This is a genomic window from Rubinisphaera margarita (assembly GCF_022267515.1).
Classification (GTDB): Bacteria; Planctomycetota; Planctomycetia; order Planctomycetales; family Planctomycetaceae; genus Rubinisphaera; species Rubinisphaera margarita.
In genome coordinates this window covers 43,985-66,582 of sequence record NZ_JAKFGB010000020.1, presented here as the reverse complement: position 1 = coordinate 66,582, position 22,598 = coordinate 43,985, and the positions used below count along the sequence as shown (strand labels likewise).

Sequence of the window (22,598 nt, the reverse complement as noted above, 5' to 3'; positions counted from 1 at the left end):
CACCATCGCGTCACGGAAGCGTCGTACGTCTGGAATGTAAAACTGGGAGATGACCAAATGAAGAAAGCGATTCTGAGCCTGGGCTGTGTCGCACTGTGTGCAACGTTCGCCCTCTCAACTGCAGAAGCACGTCCTAAGTACTACGCTGAGTTCAAAGATATGTATCCGGATGTCGCTGGCCTCGACGAGCAGAAGTGCAACGTCTGCCACGAAGGCAAGAGCAAGAAGGATAAGAACCACTACGGCATGGCCTACGGCATGGTTCTGAATGCCAAGAACTCCAAAGACGTTGATCAGATCAAGAAGGCCCTGAAGGACGTCGAAGCCAAGCCGAGCGCTGTCTCGGGCAAGACTTTCGGCGACCTGCTGAAGGAGAACAAGCTGCCGGCCACGAAGTAATTTCCACCGGCTGCAAAAACAGAAGCGCAGTGAACCACCGTGGTTCACTGCGTTTTTTCATGCGCCTGCTGAAGGAGTGCTCAGCCGACAGGATGGCCCCGAAAGATTCTTTCGGGCGGCGAAGCCGTCGGAGAATGGAGTTGGCCCCGGCTTGTTGGTGAGCGACTTCATCTAAGGAAAAAGAGGAAGCAGCGGTGAATTCTCACCCTCGCCAAACGGCGGCCTCCCACGGCTTCGCCGCCGTGAGCAAAGCTATCACAGCTACCCCGAGCCACCGACGGAGAGTGACGTCCACAGACAGGAAAGTCTGTGTCACTGGCTGAGGATGACGGAGACTTCGGTGTTGAACCGCGATCAGTGCGGGGGCAGAAGCATCTTCAGGCACGCAGCAAGGGCCACGCCGGCGGTTTCGGTTCGCAGGACATGCCCGGGAAGATGGCACGGTCGCATCCCTGACTGGCACGCCAGTTCGAGTTCTTCATCGGTCCATCCTCCTTCCGGGCCAACGACGAGCAGTACAGGTCCGGTCGTCTCAGTCAGCAACTGATGAAGCTCGGGGACGGTTGCGGGCTGGTCCGAGACGGTGCCGATCAGGCACAACTGGCCGGCTACCACGGTTCCGCAGAGGGTCTCAAAATCTTGCATCTCGTGAAGTTCGAGCGACCGGTTGCGCCCCGACTGCTTGCAGGCTTCCAGAACATACTGCCGATGTTTGTCGATCTTCGACTCGCGCGGGGAAACAACCGATCGCGTGGTGTCGAGCGGAAGAATTTCATCGACACCGAGTTCCGTACATTTCTCGACCAGCCACCGAAAGCGATCTCCCTTTGGAATCGCCGTGGCCAGGAGCAGGGGCCGGTTCGGCACCGTATCTTCACGTTCGCTGCCGGACACCAGCCGCACGCGAGCCGACTTCCGATCCGTCTCCTCGATGGTGCCGACACTGGAGTGGCCCAGGCCATCGAAGACTTCCACCTCCTCACCCGGTTTCAGCCGCATCACATGCAGCAGATGATGCGCTTCCGTCCCCGTCACTTCCACGACAGACGGCCAGGGGGGCGGGCAGTAAAAGCGGGTCGACATGACCGATCTTGTTTCCTGAAGACATAAGACTGACGGGCACGGGCCGCGAAGTTGTCATCGCCCCCGACATCGCCCATACTTGCGGTCGAACCTTGACGGAAGATCCGTCGGCAGCCAGATAACTCTCACTCTAGCGAAGGCTCCAAGATGTCTGAAGTGACTGTCACTCTCCGCGATAACGGCCCGATTCTGATTAATGGCGACATCAAGCTCGTCGACGGAGCCGGGAACGCCATCGATCTGCAGGGGAAAACCAATATCGCACTCTGCCGCTGCAGCGCCTCGAAGAACAGTCCTTTCTGCGACGGCAGCCACAAGGCTTGTGAATTCAAAGCCGAGAACCGCGCCTGAGACGTTCCCCGCTAACGGGTGATATGCGACACGGAATCGATATCGGTGCCGGACCCCAGCAGCAGAGCAAACCATCGTGTGCGTTCATCACTGGCGAGCACGATCTTCACCACCATGGTCAGGGGAACGGCCAGCAACATCCCGGCCGGGCCAAGCACCCAGCCCCAGAAGATCAGGGAGAGAAAGACGACGAACGTCGAAAGACCGAGTCCTTCTCCCATGATCCGCGGCTCAAGCACGTTGCCGATCACAAAGTTCACCGACAGGAACACAGCCGCGACATAACTGGCGGCCCAGGGATCCTGATCGACCAGAACATAGAGCACCGGCACGATCCCCGCGATGATCGAACCGATTGTGGGAATGTAATTGAACAGAAACGCAATCACTCCCCACAATGCGGCGTAATCGGTGCCGAGCAGCATCAGCCCGAAGCCGATCAGCAAACCCGTCATCACACTCACGATGGTTTTGATGAGCATGTATTTGCGGATCGCGGCCAGGACCGCGGCCACCTGAGCCATGGAAAGCTGAGAGTCGCCGGGAAGTGCTTCGAGCTTCTTGCCGAAACGGGACCATTCAAAGAGCAGGAACAGCAGCATCAAAAGCACGATCAACGTGTAGTTGAGCATGCCCATCACGCTCTCAAGAAACGAACGGAAGATCTGCACCGGCGAGAGGACATTGAGAACTCCCTCGTTACGGGTCGACGTGCTTCGTCCCGAGGATGGATGAAATTCAATGACGTGCCGCTGCTCGCCGAACATGTAGCCGGGAATTCCCAGCGGACCGGACGGCTGCGACTCTACCACAATTGGCTCGCTGACACTGGGATCATCGCGATCCAATCGGCCAGGTCTGAGCATATCTCCGAGTCCATCCGAAGATTCTTTCGTCGGATCAGACCGGTCACCCGGGCCGTCAGCACTCTCGATCGCCTCATCCGGGTCGATCAGCATTTCTGCCTGCGGCAACGTCGAAGTCGCTTCCGGGGCGACCAGCCCCGATTCGGTCGGGATTGAGGGTGCACTTGTTCCATCTGGAGGAGGGAGCAGCGAGGTTCCTTCCGGCGATGGCGCGGCTCCACTCGACATCTCAGGAAGTGGAACGAGCCCCGGAACCGATATCTCCAGCGATTGACTCGCCGGCCGGTCATTGTCCTGCTGCTGGACCTTGAAGCCGCGGGCCTCCAGCCAGTCGACGACCTTCTCTTCGGCCTTATTGATCTGCGAGTTCAATTCCGGCAGTCGGCTCACCAGTTCATTCGCCGAGGTCGCCACGACGGAGATCACCACCAGCGACGAGACGGCCATGAAAACCATCATCAGGAAGATGGCGGCTCCCGTATTAATATCCCGCTGGCGAAGCCATTCGAGAATGGCCGAGATAATCACGCCGATGAAAATGGCGAGCAAAAACGGAATGACGATCGCCCGGGCGAGGTGAATTCCGCCAATCACCACGACCACCGCAGCAGCGATCATGATGGCGTTAATGAATGGCGAACTCCTCAAGTCCGGCTTCGGGGAACCTTCGTCCACAGTCATCTCTTTCGTCCTGAAACTCTTGATACGGAAACCGGTCCTCTGTGCCGGCGGTCATTCGTCAACAGCGTGCTGTCCGTATCAGGAAAATAGGTAGCTCACAGATTCGTTGCGGTGAATTCTGCGAATCGCTTCCCCCAGCAGTGGAGCGATGGAAATCGTCTTCACGTTCGGAAGTTTCTGTTCCGGCTTCAGGGCAATACTGTTTGTCACGACAATCTCCCGAACCTGGGCTTCAGCCAGCTTCTGCGGAGCCGGGCCACACAGGACGCCGTGCGTCGCGCTCACAAAGACGTCACGGGCTCCGTGCTGCATCGCAATTCGGGCGGCCCCGCAGATCGATCCGGCCGTCGCGATCATATCGTCGAAGATGACGACCGTCTTGCCTTCGATGGGACCACCGATCAGATTCGCCTGACGGGTCTCCATCGCGTTCGATCGCCGCTTGTCGACGATCACCAGCGAGCCGCCAATGCGGTCGACATGCTTCAGGGCCCGCTTGATGCTGCCTTCATCAGGACTCATCACCACAAGTTGATCCGGAGAGAGTTCCAGCGACTGAAAGTACTGGTCAATCACCGGGGCGGCATACAGGTGGTCGACGGGAACATCGAAGAACCCCTGAATCTGAGCGGCATGCAGATCGACGGTGAGCACGCGGTCTGCTCCCGCTTTGGTAATCAGGTTCGCCACCAGCTTGGCGGTAATGGGCACGCGGCCGGCATCTTTGCGATCCTGCCGAGCGTAGCCGAAATATGGCACGACGCAGGTGATCCGTTCCGCACTGGCCCGCTTGCAGGCGTCGATCAGGATCAACAGTTCCATCAGATGATCATTGACGGGCGGGCTGGTTGGCTGCAGGATAAAGACATCCCGGCCGCGAATGTTCTGCTCCAGACGGACCGACAGTTCCATGTCCGGAAAGTTGCCGATTGACACCGCTGCGAGTTCGACGCCGAGGTAACTGGCAATTTCCTGTGCGAGAGCAGGATTTGCCCGTCCGCTCATCAGACTGAGTTGATCGTACATTAGTTTGCGATGTCTTTCCGCAGAGCGGGCCCGTGTCAGAGAAGCGATAGTCCGACTGGCGGACTGCGAACCCCAATTCTTTTCCCGGACCCTGTTTTTTTCAAGTCAGCTCACAAATCATATAGGGATCCCCCGCTTTCAGCCTCTCCGGCAGGGATTCTTTCCGAGAGGAGCGGGCCATTCACGAATCGTCCATGAGTTTGTCGCAAGCAGAGATTGAACAGATTGTCAGCCGGAACCTGGACCGCGTCCATCAGCAGATGCAGGCCGCCCTCCAGCGCCGCACACTCGATGGCCCCGCTCCGCAGCTGGTCGCGGTAACCAAATACGCCGAAATGGACTGGATCGCCGCGTTGCTGAATCGCGGCTGCCGGGATCTCGGCGAAAGCCGCCCGCAACAGATGGCTCAACGAAAAGAACTCCTCGCCGCTCACGACGATCTCCGCTGGCATCTCATCGGGCATCTGCAGCGGAACAAAGTTCGCCATGTTCTCGAGACCGGAGCATTCATTCACTCCATTAACAGCTGGAGACTGCTCGAACGCATTGACGACATCGCCGGTCAGCTTTCGACGCGGGCCTCCGTGCTGGTGCAGATCAACGTGGCTGGCGAAGAACAGAAGAGCGGAATGGCTCCCGCAGATTTCCTCGAAAACTGCAGCAGACTCGGCGACCTTCACCACACAACGGTCGCTGGTCTGATGACGATGGCACCTTATACAGACGATGAGGTCGTCGTGCGAAATACGTTTCGCGGATTGCGTCAGCTGCGCGACGAAGCCCGGCTCCGCCTTAACACTCCGGAAGTTCTGAACGAGCTCTCGATGGGGATGTCGGGCGATTTCGAAATCGCCATTGAGGAAGGTTCCACCCTTATCCGTATCGGTTCGAGCCTCTTTGAAGGGCTCGAGTCGGAGTGAGTCGTCCGACGGGAATGAGTCGGTGCGAAGGCCAAAATCGGACATTTTTGTCGTGAAGATTCGCTAATTTATCAATCAGCGATTTCTGAAAACCATTGGGGATTTTAGTTCCTATGCTTTTCGCCCGATTTAAGCGCGTGTTAGAATCTGTCCCAGCGTCGGCCGCGATGGTGCCGACTGAACTGCTGCGAATTCGTCCCCGGGACGAGCAAGTCAATTCCTTTTTAATGCTGACCTGAGTCAGTGCAGAGAAGTCATGAGTTTGGACGATCAAGCGTTGAACGGCGAATCGGGTACGAAACAGGACGTCACAGAAAACACCGCGGGACAGACCGATCCCACGACGCCTGCCGTCGAGGGCACCGCGTCGCCCGCCCAGACAGGTGTTTCGTCGACGAAGACGGAGGAGGAGCAAGCCACTCCCCCGGATGCACCAGCGGCGGAGACTCCTGTTCCCGCGGAAGCGGCAACAGAAGCTCCAACGGCGGCCCCGTCTACAGCGGAGCCACCAGCCGCGTCGGATTCAGCAGCCGCTGAGTCCACTCCCGCGCCCGAACGAAAGGTTCAGTTGAATCCGCAGGTCAATGCGGAGAGCGCGAAGGCGATCCCTTCGATCGCTCCTTCCGCTCCCAAGACCATGGATACCAACCAGCCCGCTGAAGAGGGAGCAGCCCCCGTGGCTTCACAGCCCGCTTCCGCTCAGTCCGCTCCGAGCCGGGAACCCGTTGCGATTCCTCGAGCCGACGAACTGGATCTCGATGTTGACCTGGAATCTCAGATTGAAGCCGCCATGGGTGGAGCTTCTTCGGATTCCGGCCAGGGTGGATCAGCCGATGCCCAGGCCTCCGGCCTGCCGCGTGATCCCTCCGAACTCGAACCAGGAACCAGGCTCACGGGAACGGTTGAATCCGTCGACGAAGAGCAGATTGTCGTTGAACTCGGTTTTCGGTCGTCTGGAATTCTGGGTCGCCGTCATCTCGCTGAAGGGGATGCTGTTCCCGAAGTCGGCAGCGAGATCGAGGTCATGGTCGAGTCGGTTGATGCGAACGAAGGCGTGATCCATCTCATCCTGCCTCGCTCCGTACACCGGGCCGGCGGAGACTGGAACGCTCTGGCGGTTGGACAAACGGTCGAATGCACCGTTGAAAAAACGAACAAAGGCGGGCTGTCGGTGATGGTCAGCCAGTTGCGAGGGTTCATGCCGGCCGGTCAGGTCGATACCCACTTCGTTTCGGACCTGGAGCCCTTCGTCGGTCAGAAGCTGACCGTTCGCGTCATCGATGTGAACCCCAAGAAGCGCAATCTGGTCGTCAGCCGCAAGGCGCTGCTGCAGGAAGAACAGGAACAGAACGCCGCTGAGATCTGGGATTCCCTCACAGTCGGCGAGCAGCGAACCGGCACCGTGAAGTCAGTCAAGGACTACGGCGCCTTCGTCGATATCGGTGGCGTCGATGGCCTGCTGCATGTCCGCGAGCTGAGCTGGACTCGGGTGAATCATCCTTCCGACGTCGTTAAGGAAGGCGAGCAGGTCGAAGTCAAAGTGCTCAATATCGATCGCGAGAAGAAGAAGATCAGCCTCGGCATGAAACAGCTCCAGGCCAATCCCTGGGAATACGCCGACCAGAAGTATCCAAAAAGCACTGTGGTCACAGGCACGGTCAAGAAACTGGCAGACTTCGGCGCTTTTGTTGAAATCGAGCCGGGACTTGAAGGTCTGATTCATATCAGCGAACTGGATCACAAACGGGTCGGCCGCGTTTCTGAAGTTGTGTCCGTCGGACAGGAAGTGGAAGCCAAGGTTCTTGAAGTCAACAAGAACAAGAAGCGAATCTCCCTGTCGTTGAAAGCCAACATGGCCAAGCCGCAGATGTCGCCGGAAGAGCAGGCGCGCCGCGAAGCGGATGCTGTTGAAGACCGGCGGCGTCGCGAAGAAGCCGCCAAGCGTCGCGAAACTCTCAAGGGTGGGATCAGCGAAGGGACCGGCGGCGGTCTGTTCGGAAATCCCGGCGACTTCAGCTAAGTAAGGTCCGGGACACGGGCCCGGTTTCACGGCAGGTGAGTGCGTAGCAGCGAGCATCCCCTGAAGTCACTCATTGACAGGGCTCTCGCTGCACTCCACTTTTGCCATGCCTGCGAAGAAGCGAACTGGATCCCGGAAACGGAAGGTTGCCCCGGAAACCGTTTCCGAGATCCTGGAACGCCTGCATAAGACTTATCCGGTCGCGGAATGCGCACTGATCCACAGCAATCCGTACGAATTGCTCGTCGCCACCATCCTGTCCGCTCAATGCACGGATGCCCGCGTCAACCAGTCGACGCCGCTGCTCTTCAAAAAGTATCCCAACGCCCGCAAGCTGGCGGCTGCGAAACAGGAAGACGTTGAAGAGATCATCCGCCCGCTCGGCTTCTTTCGCTCCAAAGCCACCAACCTGCTCGGCATGGCGAACGGGTTGATGGAGCGGCACGGCGGAGAAGTCCCGGACACACTCGACGAACTGGTCGCGCTGCCGGGAGTTGGAAGAAAGACGGCCAACGTCGTTCTGGGCACGTGGTTCAACCTCCCGACCGGCGTGGTTGTCGATACTCATGTGCGGCGGATCTCGCAGTTGCTGGGACTCACAACCGCAAAACAGCCTGAGAAGATCGAACAGGACCTGATCAAGCTGTTGCCGGAAGAGGAGTGGATCGGTTTCTCACACCGGCTCATTCATCATGGGCGGAGGATCTGCATTGCCCGGCGTCCGAAGTGCCGGGAATGTCCGCTGCTCGATGTCTGTCCCCGCGTCGGGTTGCCCCCACTGGATGAGTAGTCATAATGCGGATTCGCTTTTGACGGCGCACCGCTTCACGTTCAACGACACTCACGTACCTGGATTCTGCTGATGGACGACTCTCTGCACACGGCTCTGAAGGATGTGATGGCCGGCGCGACTTTATCCGAAGAGGAGATGCGAGGCGTCGTCAGCGAATTGATGGAAGGACGCAGTGATCCCATCCCGGTCGCGGCGCTGCTGGCGGTACTGGCTTACCGTGGGGAGGATGTCGCCGAGATCGCTGGAGCCGCCCGCGTAATGCGGGAAAAATGCACCCCGATTCGGGAATCGGGAGCCGGTCTGCTCGATACGTGCGGCACGGGAGGGGATGGACTGCATACATTCAACATCAGCACCGTGGCCGCCATCCTGTGCGCCTCGGCTGGGATGCCGGTAGCGAAGCATGGCAATCGTTCCGTTTCGAGCACCAGCGGCAGCGCGGACGTCCTGGAACAACTCGGCGTCACGATTCAGCTGACGCCGGAGCAGGTCGATCGCTGCATCGACGAGGTCGGCATTGGCTTCTGTTTCGCGCCATTGTTGCATCAGGCAATGAAGCACGTCGTTCCGATTCGCAAAGCGATGAAGACGCGGACAATTTTCAATCTGCTCGGCCCCCTGACAAATCCCGCTCATGCGGAGTTCCAGCTGCTTGGAACGATCCGTATTTCCTGGGCGGAGAAGCTGGCCCATGCGTTGAGCCGGCTGGGTACGACTCGAACGGCGGTCGTCTGCGGAAACGATGAACTCGACGAAGTCTGCCTCTGGGGTCCGACGCACGTCTTTCTCGTGGAAAACGATTCCGTCACGAAGCAGCAGTGGACGCCGGAGGACTTCGGTTTGCCTCGTTGTCAGGTGGAAGACGTTCGTGTCGCTACCGCTCAGGAATCAGCGATGATCATTCGCGGGGTTCTGGACGGCAACGCGGGCCCTGCCCGTAATCTGGCGATCGCCAACGCCGCCGCCGGACTGTGGACGACCGGGCGAGCAACATCGCTTCAGGAGGGGGTGAAGAGAGTTTCCGAAGCCATCGACTCCGGAGCCGCCCGACAGAAGCTCGAACAGCTTCGTGAGTTCACGGCTGGATGTCAGTAGGAGTCAGGACCGCGCCGGGGGAACAACATCTCCCCTGGCCCCGCCTTCAATCAACGAAAAACAGGCGAACCTGCAATCGCGGGTTCGCCTGTTTTCGTGAGTCAATCCGCCCAATTTGAGATGACCGGGCAGACCGTTCGTTGAGAGTGGAAGCAGAAAATGCTCTAGCGACGGACGCCTTCGGTTTCGGTGGAGCCGAGACGGGTTCGGACGGCATCGATGAACTTGGCTGGCGACCGCAGGAATTCGTCGGCGTGCGATTCGGAATCACACATGTAGAGCTTGTCGTCGAACTTGATCACCCAGCGAACTTCGCCGCGAACCAGATTGCCGGTTTCAGCAAGATGAACCGGGCAGTTGCCTGCAATCTGGGGCCAGTATTTCGCGGGATTGGCGTCGAACTGCTTCTTGTTTTCTTCCGAAGCAAAACGAACGACGAATCCTTCATGAGTCGCGGTGATGTCTTTCTCGCCGATGACCAGCTTGCCTTCCTCAACGGCGCTGACGAGACAGTAGCTGGTCAGCGTTTCGCCGTTGCCCTTCTCGACAACCGGCATGGTCGCTGATGCCAACTGGATGTCCATCTTGTTGCGGTCCATGAAGGACAGAAACTCACTGGTGCCCTGGTAACCGCGGGACTTCTCGGCATCTTCCGAAACCGGATCAATCACGGCGATCGTCGGCATGGCGGTCACGCCGAATTTCCGCGTCAGACGGGGATTGGCGTCCGTGTCGATCATCACCGGGATGAAATTCTCTGCGAGTTGCCGCTCAACCCGACTGTCCGACAGGGTGGAGCTCTTCATTCGCTGACAGGGTCCGCACCAGGATGCGGTGAACATCGCCAGCATCGGCTTGCCTTCAGCCTGAGCCTGCTTGCGCGCTTTTTCGTAATCCGATTCCCATTTCAAAGAACCGGCCTGTGCGACCGAACCGAGTGCACAGACAATCGCCAGCGTTGCCGTAACTTTTGCAATCCGTGGTAACATTTGCAGCATCGTTTCTCCTTCGTCTCCTGAAAAACAGGCTTTGAGCTGCGCTCCGCCTGTCGGAAAATCTCCAATGTGATCTCGAGCATGATTCGTGCCTTGCGGCATTCGCGTTCCCAGAACGGCGTGAGTTCGAATCGCAGGAACTATTGCAGGCCTTCAGCTCAAATTCTGTGAGCTACAACACGTAACTCACGACTTTTTCAGTACTGCGACTTCAACCGATCGGGCGAGGCTCCCGGCCATCGGCTCCACGTCGCGTCAATCCAGGGGCTTTGCGTCAACCAGGGACTCCCTGAAATCCATCTAAGGGCGTTACTTGTAACAGCCTCCGCGTTCTGCCTCGAGGGGAAACGGGAGAAACCCCGATATAATCGTCAAATTCGAGACTATAGATAAACTACGAATAATAGTGAACAGAGAGGTTCCACAGAAAGCCCAAAGGCCGGTGCGGAGCCAAAATTCTGAAATTGGGCGGCGGGCCAAACGAGGCCCCTGGGAGGACTTTTTGGGGGGACACTGTGGGGAGTGAAAATGATGCGCCCGGTGACTGCGAGAATCAGGTGATGGTTCCCTGCTCGGGACTGGACGCGGTCGCGTAGAGCTTACGCGGAATCCGACCGGCTCCACTGGCGGCGCGACCGGCCAGGCAGGCCAGTTTCATGGCCGTGGCCATCCGACGGGCATCTCGAGCGCCAGCGATCCCCGTATTGAGAAGGACGCCATCGACCCCCAGTTCCATCGCCTGACAGACGTCGCTGGCTGTTCCGACGCCCGCATCGACGATGACGGGGTAATCGGGATCGTTTTCCTTGAGATACTCCAGACAGATGCGAATGTTGTTCGGATTCAGAATGCCCTGTCCGCTGCCGATGGGACTCCCTGCCGGCATCACCGAACTCGCTCCCGCGTCTTTGAGCCGCCGAGCGGTGATGGGATCGTCGGTCGTATAGACCAGCACCTGGAATCCATCGGCTACCAGTTGCTCGGTCGCCTGCAGTGTCGCCACGGGGTCCGGGAGCAGTGTTTTCGTATCGCCCAGGACTTCGAGTTTCACCCAGTCGGCTCCCGGGTTTTCCAGTCCCTCGAGGATCTCCCGTCCCAGCCGGGCCACCCGCACCGCGTCTTCGGCGTTAAAGCAGCCGGCGGTATTCGGCAGAATCGTGTAGCGGCTCAGATCGATGTAATCGAGGATATTGCGTCCCTGGGCATCAATCAGCCGCTCTCGCCGCACCGCCACGGTGATCACTTCCGCCCCGGAAAGTTCGAGGCAGTCTTTCATTAGATCGAAGGTTTCATACTTCCCGGTTCCGACAATCAGACGGGAAGCGAATGTATGGCTGCCAACCTGAAGCGGCTGGTCTGCAAAGGTGGCATCGGACATGATTCTGTTTCGTTAGGCGAGAGCGGAGGGGATTTGAGTTCAGGCAATCGAGGGAGAAGAAGGGCGCATCAGCCGCCACCGACCAGCGTTACAATCTCCACCACATCTCCGGGTTGTAGCCGACATTCGGAGTGTTGTCGACGCGGCACGAGTTCACGATTGCATTCCACCGCCAGATAGCGGGAATCGTGGTTGAGTTCCTGGAGCAGATCCGCGATCGAGCTTCCGTCGGAAACGGACCGCTGTTCCCCGTTCAGTGTGATTTCAATCGTGTCAGGCATGGGGTAATTCTTCGTCGCAGCGGGTGCGAAAGTCAACTTGTCAGTCTTTGGTTGTCATGAACAGTTTGATGGCCTCTGAAGTCAGTTGCCGGTTCACCAGAACGACCGCCGAATCGTGCGACTTCAATACGTCTTCGGCGGTTGGCACTCGCACATAATCATCGCGAACAATCGCGGCGATCAGGGTCTGCGAGAGCGAAAGTTCTTTGAGCGGAATTCGCGTGACCGGCGAGTTGGGCTGAACTTCGACTTCCCAGATCAGGACCTCGCCATCGGCCGTTTCTTCGGCTGCCAGAATCGGTCCTCCCGAGACCATCCCCAGGATCTGTCGAGCCATCACAAGTCGGGGACTGACCGCGAAATCGATCTGCAGCTTCTCCAGAACGTTCACGTAGTCGGGACGACGAACTACGCTCAGGATTCGCCCCGTGCCGAGTTCCCGGGCTTCAACCCCGCAGATGATGTTGTCCTCATCGCGTCCGGTCGAAGCGATGAACACATCGGCTTTTCCGACGCGGGCTTCCCGCATTTCTGCCTGACTGGTCGCATTGGCGTGCAGAATCGTCGCTTCGGGCAACTGCCGGGCGAGTTCGTGGCACCGCTCCTCATCGACCTCCATAATGGTCACTCGATATCGTTCACGCTCCAGCGACTTGGCCAGATAGAATCCGACCTTGCCGCCGCCGGCGATAATGATATCCAGATGCGGAGGAGCCTTGATCTGGAAGAGCTTCATCACGCCCCGGATCTCGGTTCGCTCTCCGACCAGTGTAATCCGGTCTCCTTCCGCGAAGGCATCATCGGCGTGCGGAATGAAGGAACGTTTGCCGCTCGTCACCAGCCCGATACGAACATTGGCGGGCATCCGGATCGCCCGGAGCGACTGTCCGATCACTTTGGAACCGGCCTGAACTTCGACTTCCTGAATCTCAATGCCACCCCGGGCAAAGCTCTCCAGCGTGAACAAACCGTTCGCCCGAATTGTTTTCGCGAGTTCGAGAGCAGTCAGTTGTTCCAGCGACAGGAGATTGTCGATCGCGAAATGACGACGATAATCGAAGGTGCTGTAATCAAGATAGCGCGGCTCAAAGATACGGGAGATGCTGCGTTTGGCTCCCATGGCCTTACAAAGCGAGGCGCCCACGAGATTCACTTCATCGTTGCTGGTCACCGCGAGGCAGAGATCGGCATTGAGCACATCCGCCTGGAACAGAGTCACGGCGTCACAGGCCGAGCCGACAATGGTCTGGATATCGAGATCTTCCCCCGATCGCTCCAGAGCTTCGGCTGAAAAGTCCACCAGGCGGACGTTGTGCCCGTTTTCGCACAGCAGTTGGGCAATCGAGGTCCCAACGGTGCCTGCTCCAAGAATGACGACGTTCATATTCCTATCCCGTTCTGCGAGTGACGTTTGCACTCCAGCCGCAGTTTAGTGATCATTCCCCGGCTTAACAAATTATTCGCCGTCGAACGCCCACCCGGTCACCCGTGTCCGGCCAGACAGAGAAGAACCGATGTGGATCAAGATCTGTGGATTAAGAGTTCCTGAAGAAGCTCCCGACGTCGTCGCCGCAGCGCCCGACGCCATCGGTCTCAACTTCTATGCAGGGACGCCTCGGTTCGTGACGGAAGAAACGGCCGCCGCGATTTCCGCGCAAATCCCCGACGAAATTGCGAGGGTGGGCGTCTTTGTCGATACGCCGCCGGACGAGATCGACGATTTGGCGGAACGATTACAGCTCGACCATGTGCAATTGCATGGGGACTACACGGCTGCAGACGCCGCTCGCCTCGCGCATCGGTCGCTGATCTGGGTGCATCGTCTCGGCACGGATGGTCTGGACCCCCTGCGAAACGAACTGAAACAACTCGCAGCCAAAGGTGTCCAGCCGTTTGCCTGCCTGATCGATGCCAGCGTTCCGGGGCAGTTCGGTGGAAGCGGCAAGACAGTCGACTGGCCGGCTCTGGCGACTGGATATGATCGCGATACGTTACCTCCACTGATTCTCGCTGGAGGACTGGTTCCAGAAAATATCGGCGACGCGATCACTGCGGTTTCCCCCTGGGGCGTGGATACCGCCAGTGGAGTGGAACGGGACGGACGCAAGAGTCGCGAACTGGTCGCCGGATTTGTTCGTAACGCCCGCGGCGCGTAAAGAGAGCTGCGAACACGCGTCCGCAGCTCTCTTTAAATTTACTGGGTCAATTGCTCAAGACACCCACTCTCAGGCAGCGCGGCCTTGCGTGAAGCTGAGGAATTCCGGTGTCGGCTCTTTGCAGGATTCGAGGAAGGCGTCGATGACCTGCATGTCGAGAGCGGAAGCGCTTTCGCTTTCCGGATGGAACTGCACACCCAGGCAGAACCAGTCGTCGCTGATTGTTTCGTAAGCTTCGATAATACCGTCTGGCGTGGTCGCTCCCACGCGGAAGAGCGGGGCGAGCTGGTCAATGGCCATGTGGTGATCGCTGTTGACGCGAATTTCGCCGGGGCCATAGATATCGTCCATCCGCGAACCGGGGACGATTTCGAGAACGTGGCGGAGCGTGTCTTCCACATAATCGCGGTGGTGAAGCGGACGGGGAACCGCTTCGGAAACGTCGGTGTAGAGAGATCCGCCGCAGATCACGTTCATCAGCTGCATGCCGGAACCGATGGCGAGGACTGGGATCTTGAGTTCGTAAGCCATCTTGGCGAGACGACGGTCAAAGTCTTCGCGACGCTGCGGCATGACGCGGGTCGCCGGATGTTTTTCCAGTCCCATCCGAACCGGATCGAGGTCGAGCTTGCAGCCGGTCAGCACGATGCCGTCGACCATATTGAGGAATTGCTTCAGGTCGTTGTCGTCGGCGTAGGGAGGACAGACGAGTGGGATGCCGCCCCCTGCGGTGACCGTGTCGTAGTAGCCGGTGTTAATCCAGCTCAGAGCAATCGCATCTTTGCGAGCGGGCCGAAAGTCGCAGTTGATTCCGATAATGGGTTTGGTCGACATGTTGGATCCTTCCGTAGGCTGGTTTCCACACCCTGCCCTGTCGAGTTTTCCCGCAACGTCCCTGTCATACGTTGCACGGGTCGATCAGTTCAAGGTTCGCAGAACTGGAGAATGCCGCAATAGACGCGCGGACAGTGCAATGAGCAAACGGAAGCGTGTTTGCAACAGCCGAAAGCGATCGGTCTGCTGGAAGCAACCCCGGCATGCTTATCTTCCCTGACAGCGTGCGCCGATTGAACGACATTCGTTCGCCTTCATCGCCCCCCGCATCCTTACGGGCTCGTCAAGATCATTTCGATGAAGGTGTCGCAGTTTTATCGTCGCCCCAACGGGCTGTAAAGCGTTTTGATGATTTTGTGCAAGATTAATTTCCCCACGCTAGATCTAGTGGTCCAGGCTCCAGGTGACCACATCGCAGCTCGTGCACATCTTACGAACCCCGACACGAGAGCCACAGCAACATCGCCGTAACGCACTGCCGACAAGACACTTACAACATTACCACCAGAGATAGCTTCGAAGTGTCTCGATCGGACCGCGGAAGAGCACGAAGAACAGCGGAGCGGTTCCGCAGTCAAAGCGGGCTTCGATCCGCATGCCGGGACGGACCTGATCCGGGTCCACGTCAGAAACTGCGATGGAGGCCGGCGCAGATGCTCTGCCGGAGGGATCGGTTTCGACGACGCCCGCCAGTTGCACGGACTGTCCAGTCCACTTCAGTTGCGCGTTGGCGGCAGCCGAGAGATGCACGGAGCCTTCCTCGGCCAGATTCTGCCGGGCGAATTGCAGATCGACATCCCGAATGTGAACGATGCCTTCCCAGCTCCCTTCGGGATCCCCGACCGTCAACAGAAGTTGACCACGTTCCACAGGCCGGTCTTTCAGGATGCGAGACGCGTCCCACGTCAGGACCTCCCCTTCGATCGGACTGCGCACCTCAAGAGATTCAAGACGGGAGTTCAGCAATTGTTTTTCGGCCTGGAATCCCGCCAGTCGAGCCGTGAGTTCGGCCAGGCGGATCCCGACATCCAGGTCGACAGTTCGTTCTTCGTTCGACGTGCGTTCGAGTCCAGACCGTGTGTTTCGCAAACTGCGAATCTGTTCGCTGACAGTCGCGATCTCGCCTTCGACTTCGCTGACTCGTCGCTGCAGCTCGGGACTCGTGATACGCAGAACGACCTCGCCCGAGGCGACATGGCCATCGGGTGGGAGTTGCAGATCTTCACCACGGATCAATCCCTGCTCCGGAGCGTAGACGTTCTGTCGTTCAACTGGGACGAGTTCCCCTGAAGCGGTGATTGTAAATGGAACCGGAATGAAACCAATTGCGACTACCGCTGCGGCTGCCAGTCCGCTCTTCCAGTTCCAGAAACGCCCCGCAACACGTGCAGGACGGAGGCCGGCTGCGCCGGCCAGGACCAGCTGCCACAAGGGGAATTGCCGTTCGAACTCACTGGTGCCGGAGGTCGACTCCCCCTGGAAGTGTTCGGCGATGAGCAGCAGTTCGGGCCGCCGGACATCAGCTCCCGACTGCACGACATACACGCTCGCGGATTGCGCACTGAGACCGTGGACCGTCAAATCCGCCGCCGACAACTGCGATGGGGCGCCGGCATGCTGAGCAGGCAAAGCCCCGGCGAGCGAGCGCAGTGAGCGAATCACCTGAGAACGGGCGCTCGGAGACGCAGCGCCGCTGACGGCAAGGATTCGAGCTGTTGTTCCGCGACGGGACACGAGAGAACATCGGTCGGCGGCACGGAGCACGATCAGTTCGTCGAGATAGGCTTGCATGCACTCGGCGGCCGGCGTCGACTCGCGAATCCGATTCAATTCTCGCAGCAGCGGGGATTCTGGCTGAGAAGTTGGACTCGAACCGGCTGAGATCTGCCGCAACCATCGCGGACCGGATGCGTTGATCGCGTTGAGCTGTTCTGACTGCAGAAACTGCGCGGCACCTTCTGCTGAAGTGAAGCAGAGTTCGAGCACCCCCGTCTGATTTTCTGTCGAAAGGGGAATCGCGATCAGTTCCACCGCAGAGGCCGTGGTGTCCGCAGATGACGTTCGCGCTTCCGCCCGAAGCGGTTTCCCTGCTTCCAGACACTGTTCCAGCAGGTCCGCGTGGCCAGTCCATTCCCGCTGCAGCGTCTCAATGTTCTGATTTCCGAACCCGTGTGCGGCCCTGAGGACAAATCGCGAAGAAGCCTCTCTGCTCCAGAACAGCCAGGCTATTGAGGAACCGAGAAGTTCACGAACTTCCTGCGAAATGTCAGGCGAGGAACTCATTAGAGGAAGAGAGCTCGTCAGAGGGTGCTGTCCTGGGATGGTCTCACAGGAGCATTGTCCGAATTGTCCTCTCTTCTACCAGACCCGGGGTGATTTTTCACGAGGGGGCGAACGATTCCTCTGGAGCCAGGGGATTGCGGCAAGCTGGAGAAGCGAGGCGGACTACTCCTGTCTTTCTGATCGTACGGCCGTGAAGCGTTCGGAAACTGTCACGAGTCGCGTCGGGACAACCGATAGATCGATAAGGGAAAAGACCGCTCCGATTCTGCGCTGTCGCATCGGGGCGATACGGTATGCATGGATGCGAAACCAGTTTTCCGCAAGCCCAGGGACGGGGCGCCAGTTTGATCTTCATTTCCAGCCAACATCGGCCACCGCGCTCGATCTCGACCAGAATCGGGATGGGCCCCCGCTGCGCCTTCTGGGCAAGCTGCACTGTGCTGGCGATTGCTTTGGCTCCACTGACGGGCTGTCAGTCTTCGAAAACGCATTCGGCCAGTGTTACGGCCGATTCGCACGAGCATTACATCGCTCGCGCCAGTCAGATCGAATACCCGGAACTCGAGCAGCCTGTCCCCGGCGATGCGTTACTCAACACCTGCCCGGTCAGTCTCATCACGGATCTGAACTCGGTGAACTATCGGGATCTCGCTTTGCAGGACGCGGTGCATCTGGCTCTGGAACACTCCAAAGTCATGCGGAATCTCGGAGGGACCGTTCTTCGAGCCCCGGAAGCCGTGACGACGTCGTTCGACCCGGCAATTCGCGAAACCGATCCCCGCTTCGGCGTTCAGGCTGCACTCAGCGCGTTCGATACCTCGTTCGGAGCGAGTGTCTTCCATCAGAACAACGACCGGGCCCTGAATAACCAGTTCTTCGGCGGCGGCACCCGGCTGCTGCAACAGGAAGCGACCGTGTTTCAGGCTCAGCTGGCCAAGCAGAGTGCTGTCGGTACTGAATATTATCTGAGAAACATCACCGATTACGACAAGAACAACGCTCCCGGTAACCGCTTTCCGGGGGCCTGGACGTCGTTGCTGGAAACAGAAGTTCGCCAGCCGCTGCTTCAGGGCTACGGCATCGACTACTGGCAGACAGTCGGAAACAGTCAGACTCCCGGCTTGTACAACGGGGTCCTCGTCGCCCGCACGAACACCGACATCTCGCAAAGCGAGTTCGAGATCTCAGTTCGGGACTTCCTGACTGATGTCGAGAACGCTTACTGGGATCTCTACTTCGCTTACCGCGATCTCGATGCCAAGATCGCCGCCCGGGATTCAGCTCTCGAACTGTGGCGTCGCATTGATACGCTCAAACAACTCGGCCGTGCTGGCGGAGAAGCCGACAAGGAAGCTCAGGCTCGCGAGCAGTATTATCGCTTCGAGGAAGACGTTCAGAACGCCTTGAACGGTAAACCCGAGGACGGCACGCAGGCCTTTAACGGCGCGGCGGGTGGAACATTCAAAGGCAAGGGCGGCGTGCTTCGAGCAGAACGGCGACTGCGCTACATGATTGGCCTGCCAATCAACGACTGTTGCCTGCTGCGACCAAGCGATGAACCGCTGGCCGCTCCGGTCTGCTTCGACTGGGACAGCAGCCTGCTGGAATCGGTGGAACAGCGGCCTGAATTGCGACGCCAGAAGTGGGTCGTCAAGCAGAAGGAACTCGAACTGGTCGCGGCCAAGAAGCTGCTGCTGCCGGAACTCGATGCCGTCGGCTTGTATCGCTGGCGGGGTTTCGGCGAAACCTTGACAAACCCTAGCGACGGCGGAGCTCCTCAGTTCGACAACGCCTGGGGCGATTTGGCCACGGGTCGATTCCAGGAGTGGGAACTTGGGGTCGAGCTCGATATTCCGATCGGAAATCGCCGCGCTCATGCTGGCGTTCGCAATGCCGAGTTTCATGTGGCCCGGTCCCGCAAACTGCTGCAGGAACAGGAGCGACTGATCGTCCACGACCTGAGCAATGCCATGACCGAAACGATTCGGGCCTGGGAAGTTCTGCAGACCGTTCGCAACCGCCTCAAAGCCGCGGCCGACCAGGTCAACGCGCTGATGGCCGCCTACGAAGCCGATCAGGCTCCGGTCAATGTTCTCCTGGAAGCACAGCGACGTTACTCAGCCGCAAAGAGTGCGTACTATCTGGCGGTGCTGGAATACAACGTCGCCGTTCGGAACGTGCACTTCGAGAAAGGAACCTATCTCGAATACTGTTCCGTGCATGTTTCCGAGGGTCCGTGGACCGACGACGCCTACGAATTCGCCGCTCGCATGGAACGCCGGAAGTCTCCGCGGGAAGAGTTGCCTCGCTGGATTAACGAGCCGAACATTATCAGTCACGGCACGACATCCGATCCGAATTCACGGGTCATCGTGAGTGAACCGATGGCGATCCCGGCTCCTCAGCCGGTTCATCATGAACTACCGGGAGATTACTTCGAGCAGACGCCGGCTCCAATTCCTCTGCCGGAACCAGACGAGGAAGCGGAAGACAAATCACAGGCAACCGCTCCCATGCTTACGCCGTTGCCGAACGCGCCACGGGCCGCGGAGCTTCCCCGCGACCTGTTCGCCGCGCCCATCGAGTAGAATCTTGCAAAACGAGACTCAGCCCGGCGGCCAGTTCAGCTTCCGCTTGCCGAGCAGATGGAAGTGCAGATGAAAGACTTCCTGACCGCCCCCTGCTCCCGTATTCAGCACGGTACGAAACCCTTCTTCCAGACCTTCCTGCAGAGCAAGGTCGCGGACGACGAGCATCAAATGTCCGAGCAGCATGCGATCCTCCGCGGTCGCATCAAACAACGAGGCGATCGGCTTCCGGGGAATGACCAGAATGTGCACCGGAGCCTGAGGTTTGATATCGCGGAAGGCGATGCAGAGATCGTCGGAATGAACGATGTCGGCAGGGATTTCTCCGTCGATAATCCGGGCGAAAATCGTCTTTTCCTCAGCCACAGGTACGGCCTTTCTTCAGGGAAACAGCGTGATTAAAGAGGCAGATCGGCTTCGAAGATCGTCCCTTCAGCGGAAGTGGACACGAGCCGCAGTTCGCCAAGGTGATTCTCCAGAATTCCCCGGCAGATCGCCAGGCCCATCCCTAAACCGTTCTCCTTGGTCGACTGGAAGGCGGCGAACAGTCGATCGTTCTCGATTCCCTGAATGCCATCCCCTGTGTCTTCAATTCTCACGGTGACGTACCCATCCCGCTTGAGACTGGCCGAAACCGAAATGGCATGACTCACCGCCTTGCGGCTCGTGCGAATGGCGTCGATGGCGTTGAGCAGCAGGTTGACGAAGACCTGCTGGATCTGTGTCGGATCGACGTTGACTTTGGGGATGTCTTCCGGAATGGAGAGCTGGGCCGCCACCGGGACGTTCGACAGTTCCGCACGAACCAGTTCCAGGGAACGATTGACGATCTCATGGAGATCAGACCGTTGTTTCAGGAAGGGTCGATTGGCGACGAAGTCTCGCGTCTGCTGGACGATTTTCCGAGCCTGCAGGGAGAGATCGGCAATCTGTTCCAGCATCGTCTCGAGTTCCGCCTGCTGCATTTCCCCGGAACGGACCCGATAGAGACAACCTCGGGCGAAGCCTCCGATCGACATCAACGGCTGCTTGAGTTCGTGCGACAGTCGGGCCGACATTTCGCCCATCAAGCTGAGCCGCGAAAGGTGGGCGAGTTCCGCCTGCCTCTGCTTCGCGACCGCTTCCAAGCGGCGGATCTCGGTGACATCCGTTCCGACAATCGTGGCTCCGACGACCTCTCCACCGCTGTAGACCGGGCCCCATCGGGAATTGATGCAGCGATCTTCTTCGCCAATGTCAATCTGCATCTCGAGTTCGATCTGCTTTTCCTGCTCGATCACCGCCCGCAGCGCCTCGCGGGACGGCTCGAGGTACTCGGGCTTCATCCAGCTGAAAACCTTCGAATCAATTACATCTTCCCGACGGACGCCGGGGGTCACGACGCGGTTGACGTACTTGATCCGCCCTTCCTTATCGACGTGGCAAATCAGATCGACAGCGTTTTCGAGCACAGCCTGCAGATGTCCCTGCGAGAGCTGAAGTTCTTCAGCGGCCTGTTTTCTGGACTCTGCTTCCGTAGTGAGCTTGCGGTTCAGGTGATCGAGTTCAGCCGTGCGTGAACGGACCGCTTTTTCCAGCTCTCGTTGCCGGAGAGCAGACACGCTTTCCGCGCGAGCCACTCCGGTCATGTCGATTAATGTCCCGAGAAACCGACCTGACTCCGACTCCTGCAGATGCAGCGACACCGTCTCAACATCTCGCGCGGGAACCAGCGGACTCAATCGCATGCGGAATGGAGTCTTTTGAGTAATCCTCCGTTGCCAGACGGTTTGCAGAGTCTGGTATTCGTCCTGAAACAGCTGGTACCAGCAGACGTCGAGTTCGGGATTGATCGATCCGGTCTCGAGCGTCGGATACTGCTCCCGCAGCGCTTCGATGTCGAAACAGGACCAGAAATGAGGATTGGCGAAAAAGATCCTGCCGTCGCGATCACACTGAAAAATTCCGACTGGGGCCTGCATGGCCAGGCTCTCGAATCGGAACTCGCTTTCCATCAAAGCGGCCCGGGCCAGTTCTTCTTTCGTGACATCCTGCCCGATGACCAGACATGACAGCACGCCCTGATACCGAAAGGTGCGAGTGCTCAGCCGGAAGAGACGGCGTTCTCCACTGCGGGTGGTTAATTCGAACGGCTCGTTCTCAATCGTGGGGTTGGCGAGCGTTTCGATTCCGGTCGAACTGAAGAGATCCAGTTCCTGGAACTGCCGGCCTGCCGCATCGGACTGTGAAATGCCGGTGACTCTCGTGAACGCGTCGTTGACCTCGATGATCTTCCCACTCTCGTTGGCGACGAGAGCCATCATCGCCGGTCCCTGGTTGAACATCGCTTCGAAACGGAACCGATTCTCTTTGAGCCGTTCCCGTGTCTGGGAGAGTTCCGTGATCGAATTCGAGATCCCGACCATCCCCAGCGTTTCGCCGTCGTCGTTGACCAGAGGGCAAAACCAGTTCTCGAAGCACGCCCCTTCCACATCCGTGAATTCGTGAGAAGTCTCGCCTCGAAGCGCCCGCCGCATCTGGTCGCAGACGTCTGGATAGTTCGCGTACATATCGAACAGACACTGCCCGACAACTTCGTCGTCTGCCAGCCCGATATCCTGGAGGCCGGCTCCGCGGGACAGCAGGAAAGTCCCATTCGCATCGACGACCCAGAGGACGAGGGAGGTATTGCTGAGGATATTCTCGAGGAGCGAGAGGACAGACATCCCCGGAATTTCGGCGGGCAGCCAGGTTCCTGAACCGGAGCTCCGAGATGGAGCTCTTCCCGACATATCGGTGGCGCTGTCTACTCGGTTGTCCATGTCAGCCGATTCTGTCCGTCCAGGAGCGTTCGATCTCTCGACAATTTT

19 protein-coding genes are annotated in these 22,598 nt (G+C 58.6%); 8 read left to right on the top strand and 11 right to left on the bottom strand.

Annotated features, from left to right (window positions below; genetic code table 11):
• The first annotated feature begins 57 nt into the window (after positions 1-57).
• Entirely contained in the window at positions 58-399 is a 342-nt protein-coding gene (locus tag L1A08_RS18920) for a hypothetical protein (protein ID WP_238758092.1), read from the top strand.
• 354 nt (positions 400-753) lie between these two features.
• Here the strand turns inward: L1A08_RS18920 and L1A08_RS18915 are convergent, their stop codons facing one another.
• Positions 754-1,482 carry an RsmE family RNA methyltransferase gene (locus tag L1A08_RS18915; protein ID WP_238758091.1) on the bottom strand — a complete coding sequence of 243 codons (729 nt, stop codon included), beginning with the start codon at positions 1,480-1,482 and terminating at the stop codon, positions 754-756.
• Positions 1,483-1,629: 147 nt separating this feature from the next.
• Here L1A08_RS18915 and L1A08_RS18910 point away from each other — a divergent pair, with 147 nt between their 5' ends.
• Positions 1,630-1,833: a CDGSH iron-sulfur domain-containing protein gene (locus L1A08_RS18910; protein ID WP_238758090.1), complete on the top strand. Its 204-nt coding sequence runs from the start codon at positions 1,630-1,632 to the stop codon at positions 1,831-1,833.
• 11 nt (positions 1,834-1,844) lie between these two features.
• On the opposite strand, the gene L1A08_RS18905 is transcribed toward L1A08_RS18910, so the two are convergent.
• Entirely contained in the window at positions 1,845-3,380 is a 1,536-nt protein-coding gene (locus tag L1A08_RS18905; protein ID WP_238758089.1) for an AI-2E family transporter, read from the bottom strand.
• A gap of 78 nt (positions 3,381-3,458) precedes the next feature.
• Positions 3,459-4,406, bottom strand: a complete 948-nt coding sequence (locus L1A08_RS18900; RefSeq protein ID WP_238758088.1) for a ribose-phosphate diphosphokinase — start codon at positions 4,404-4,406, stop codon at positions 3,459-3,461.
• A gap of 194 nt (positions 4,407-4,600) precedes the next feature.
• Here L1A08_RS18900 and L1A08_RS18895 point away from each other — a divergent pair, with 194 nt between their 5' ends.
• From L1A08_RS18895 to trpD, 4 genes are all read left to right on the top strand, one after another.
• The gene (locus tag L1A08_RS18895) at positions 4,601-5,326 is read left to right on the top strand and encodes a YggS family pyridoxal phosphate-dependent enzyme (protein WP_238758087.1); all 726 of its coding nucleotides are present in this window, start codon (positions 4,601-4,603) and stop codon (positions 5,324-5,326) included.
• 256 nt (positions 5,327-5,582) lie between these two features.
• Positions 5,583-7,346, top strand: coding sequence for a 30S ribosomal protein S1 (gene rpsA, locus L1A08_RS18890; RefSeq protein WP_238758086.1), 1,764 nt, complete (start codon positions 5,583-5,585; stop codon positions 7,344-7,346).
• A 73-nt stretch (positions 7,347-7,419) separates the two neighbouring features.
• Positions 7,420-8,136, top strand: coding sequence for an endonuclease III (gene nth, locus L1A08_RS18885; RefSeq protein ID WP_238758085.1), 717 nt, complete (start codon positions 7,420-7,422; stop codon positions 8,134-8,136).
• A 72-nt stretch (positions 8,137-8,208) separates the two neighbouring features.
• A complete protein-coding gene (trpD, locus tag L1A08_RS18880; protein ID WP_238758084.1) occupies positions 8,209-9,234 on the top strand; it encodes an anthranilate phosphoribosyltransferase in 1,026 nt (341 codons plus the stop codon).
• A 164-nt stretch (positions 9,235-9,398) separates the two neighbouring features.
• Here the strand turns inward: trpD and L1A08_RS18875 are convergent, their stop codons facing one another.
• The 4 genes from L1A08_RS18875 to trkA form a co-directional block, all read right to left on the bottom strand.
• Positions 9,399-10,232 (bottom strand): thioredoxin family protein, encoded by an 834-nt coding sequence (locus L1A08_RS18875; protein ID WP_238758083.1) that lies wholly within the window; start codon positions 10,230-10,232, stop codon positions 9,399-9,401.
• A gap of 550 nt (positions 10,233-10,782) precedes the next feature.
• Positions 10,783-11,607 carry a thiazole synthase gene (locus L1A08_RS18870; RefSeq protein WP_238758082.1) on the bottom strand — a complete coding sequence of 275 codons (825 nt, stop codon included), beginning with the start codon at positions 11,605-11,607 and terminating at the stop codon, positions 10,783-10,785.
• Positions 11,608-11,675: 68 nt separating this feature from the next.
• A complete protein-coding gene (gene thiS, locus L1A08_RS18865; RefSeq protein WP_238758081.1) occupies positions 11,676-11,888 on the bottom strand; it encodes a sulfur carrier protein ThiS in 213 nt (70 codons plus the stop codon).
• A gap of 40 nt (positions 11,889-11,928) precedes the next feature.
• Positions 11,929-13,272, bottom strand: coding sequence for a Trk system potassium transporter TrkA (gene trkA, locus L1A08_RS18860; RefSeq protein ID WP_238758080.1), 1,344 nt, complete (start codon positions 13,270-13,272; stop codon positions 11,929-11,931).
• A gap of 130 nt (positions 13,273-13,402) precedes the next feature.
• Here trkA and L1A08_RS18855 point away from each other — a divergent pair, with 130 nt between their 5' ends.
• Positions 13,403-14,044, top strand: coding sequence for a phosphoribosylanthranilate isomerase (locus L1A08_RS18855; protein ID WP_238758079.1), 642 nt, complete (start codon positions 13,403-13,405; stop codon positions 14,042-14,044).
• A 69-nt stretch (positions 14,045-14,113) separates the two neighbouring features.
• Here L1A08_RS18855 and L1A08_RS18850 read toward each other — a convergent pair whose 3' ends face one another.
• Together L1A08_RS18850 and L1A08_RS18845 are read right to left on the bottom strand one after the other, a co-directional pair.
• The gene (locus L1A08_RS18850) at positions 14,114-14,878 is read right to left on the bottom strand and encodes a gamma-glutamyl-gamma-aminobutyrate hydrolase family protein (RefSeq protein WP_238758078.1); all 765 of its coding nucleotides are present in this window, start codon (positions 14,876-14,878) and stop codon (positions 14,114-14,116) included.
• 498 nt (positions 14,879-15,376) lie between these two features.
• Positions 15,377-17,161: an efflux RND transporter periplasmic adaptor subunit gene (locus L1A08_RS18845; RefSeq protein WP_238758077.1), complete on the bottom strand. Its 1,785-nt coding sequence runs from the start codon at positions 17,159-17,161 to the stop codon at positions 15,377-15,379.
• Positions 17,162-17,562: 401 nt separating this feature from the next.
• On the opposite strand from L1A08_RS18845, the gene L1A08_RS18840 reads away from it, so the two are divergent.
• A complete protein-coding gene (locus L1A08_RS18840; protein ID WP_238758076.1) occupies positions 17,563-19,749 on the top strand; it encodes a TolC family protein in 2,187 nt (728 codons plus the stop codon).
• 18 nt (positions 19,750-19,767) lie between these two features.
• On the opposite strand, the gene L1A08_RS18835 is transcribed toward L1A08_RS18840, so the two are convergent.
• Both L1A08_RS18835 and L1A08_RS18830 read right to left on the bottom strand, forming a co-directional pair.
• A complete protein-coding gene (locus L1A08_RS18835) occupies positions 19,768-20,115 on the bottom strand; it encodes a histidine triad nucleotide-binding protein (protein ID WP_238758075.1) in 348 nt (115 codons plus the stop codon).
• Between the two features lie 32 nt (positions 20,116-20,147).
• The gene (locus L1A08_RS18830) at positions 20,148-22,454 is read right to left on the bottom strand and encodes a PAS domain S-box protein (protein WP_238758074.1); all 2,307 of its coding nucleotides are present in this window, start codon (positions 22,452-22,454) and stop codon (positions 20,148-20,150) included.
• Between the last annotated feature and the right edge of the window lie 144 nt (positions 22,455-22,598).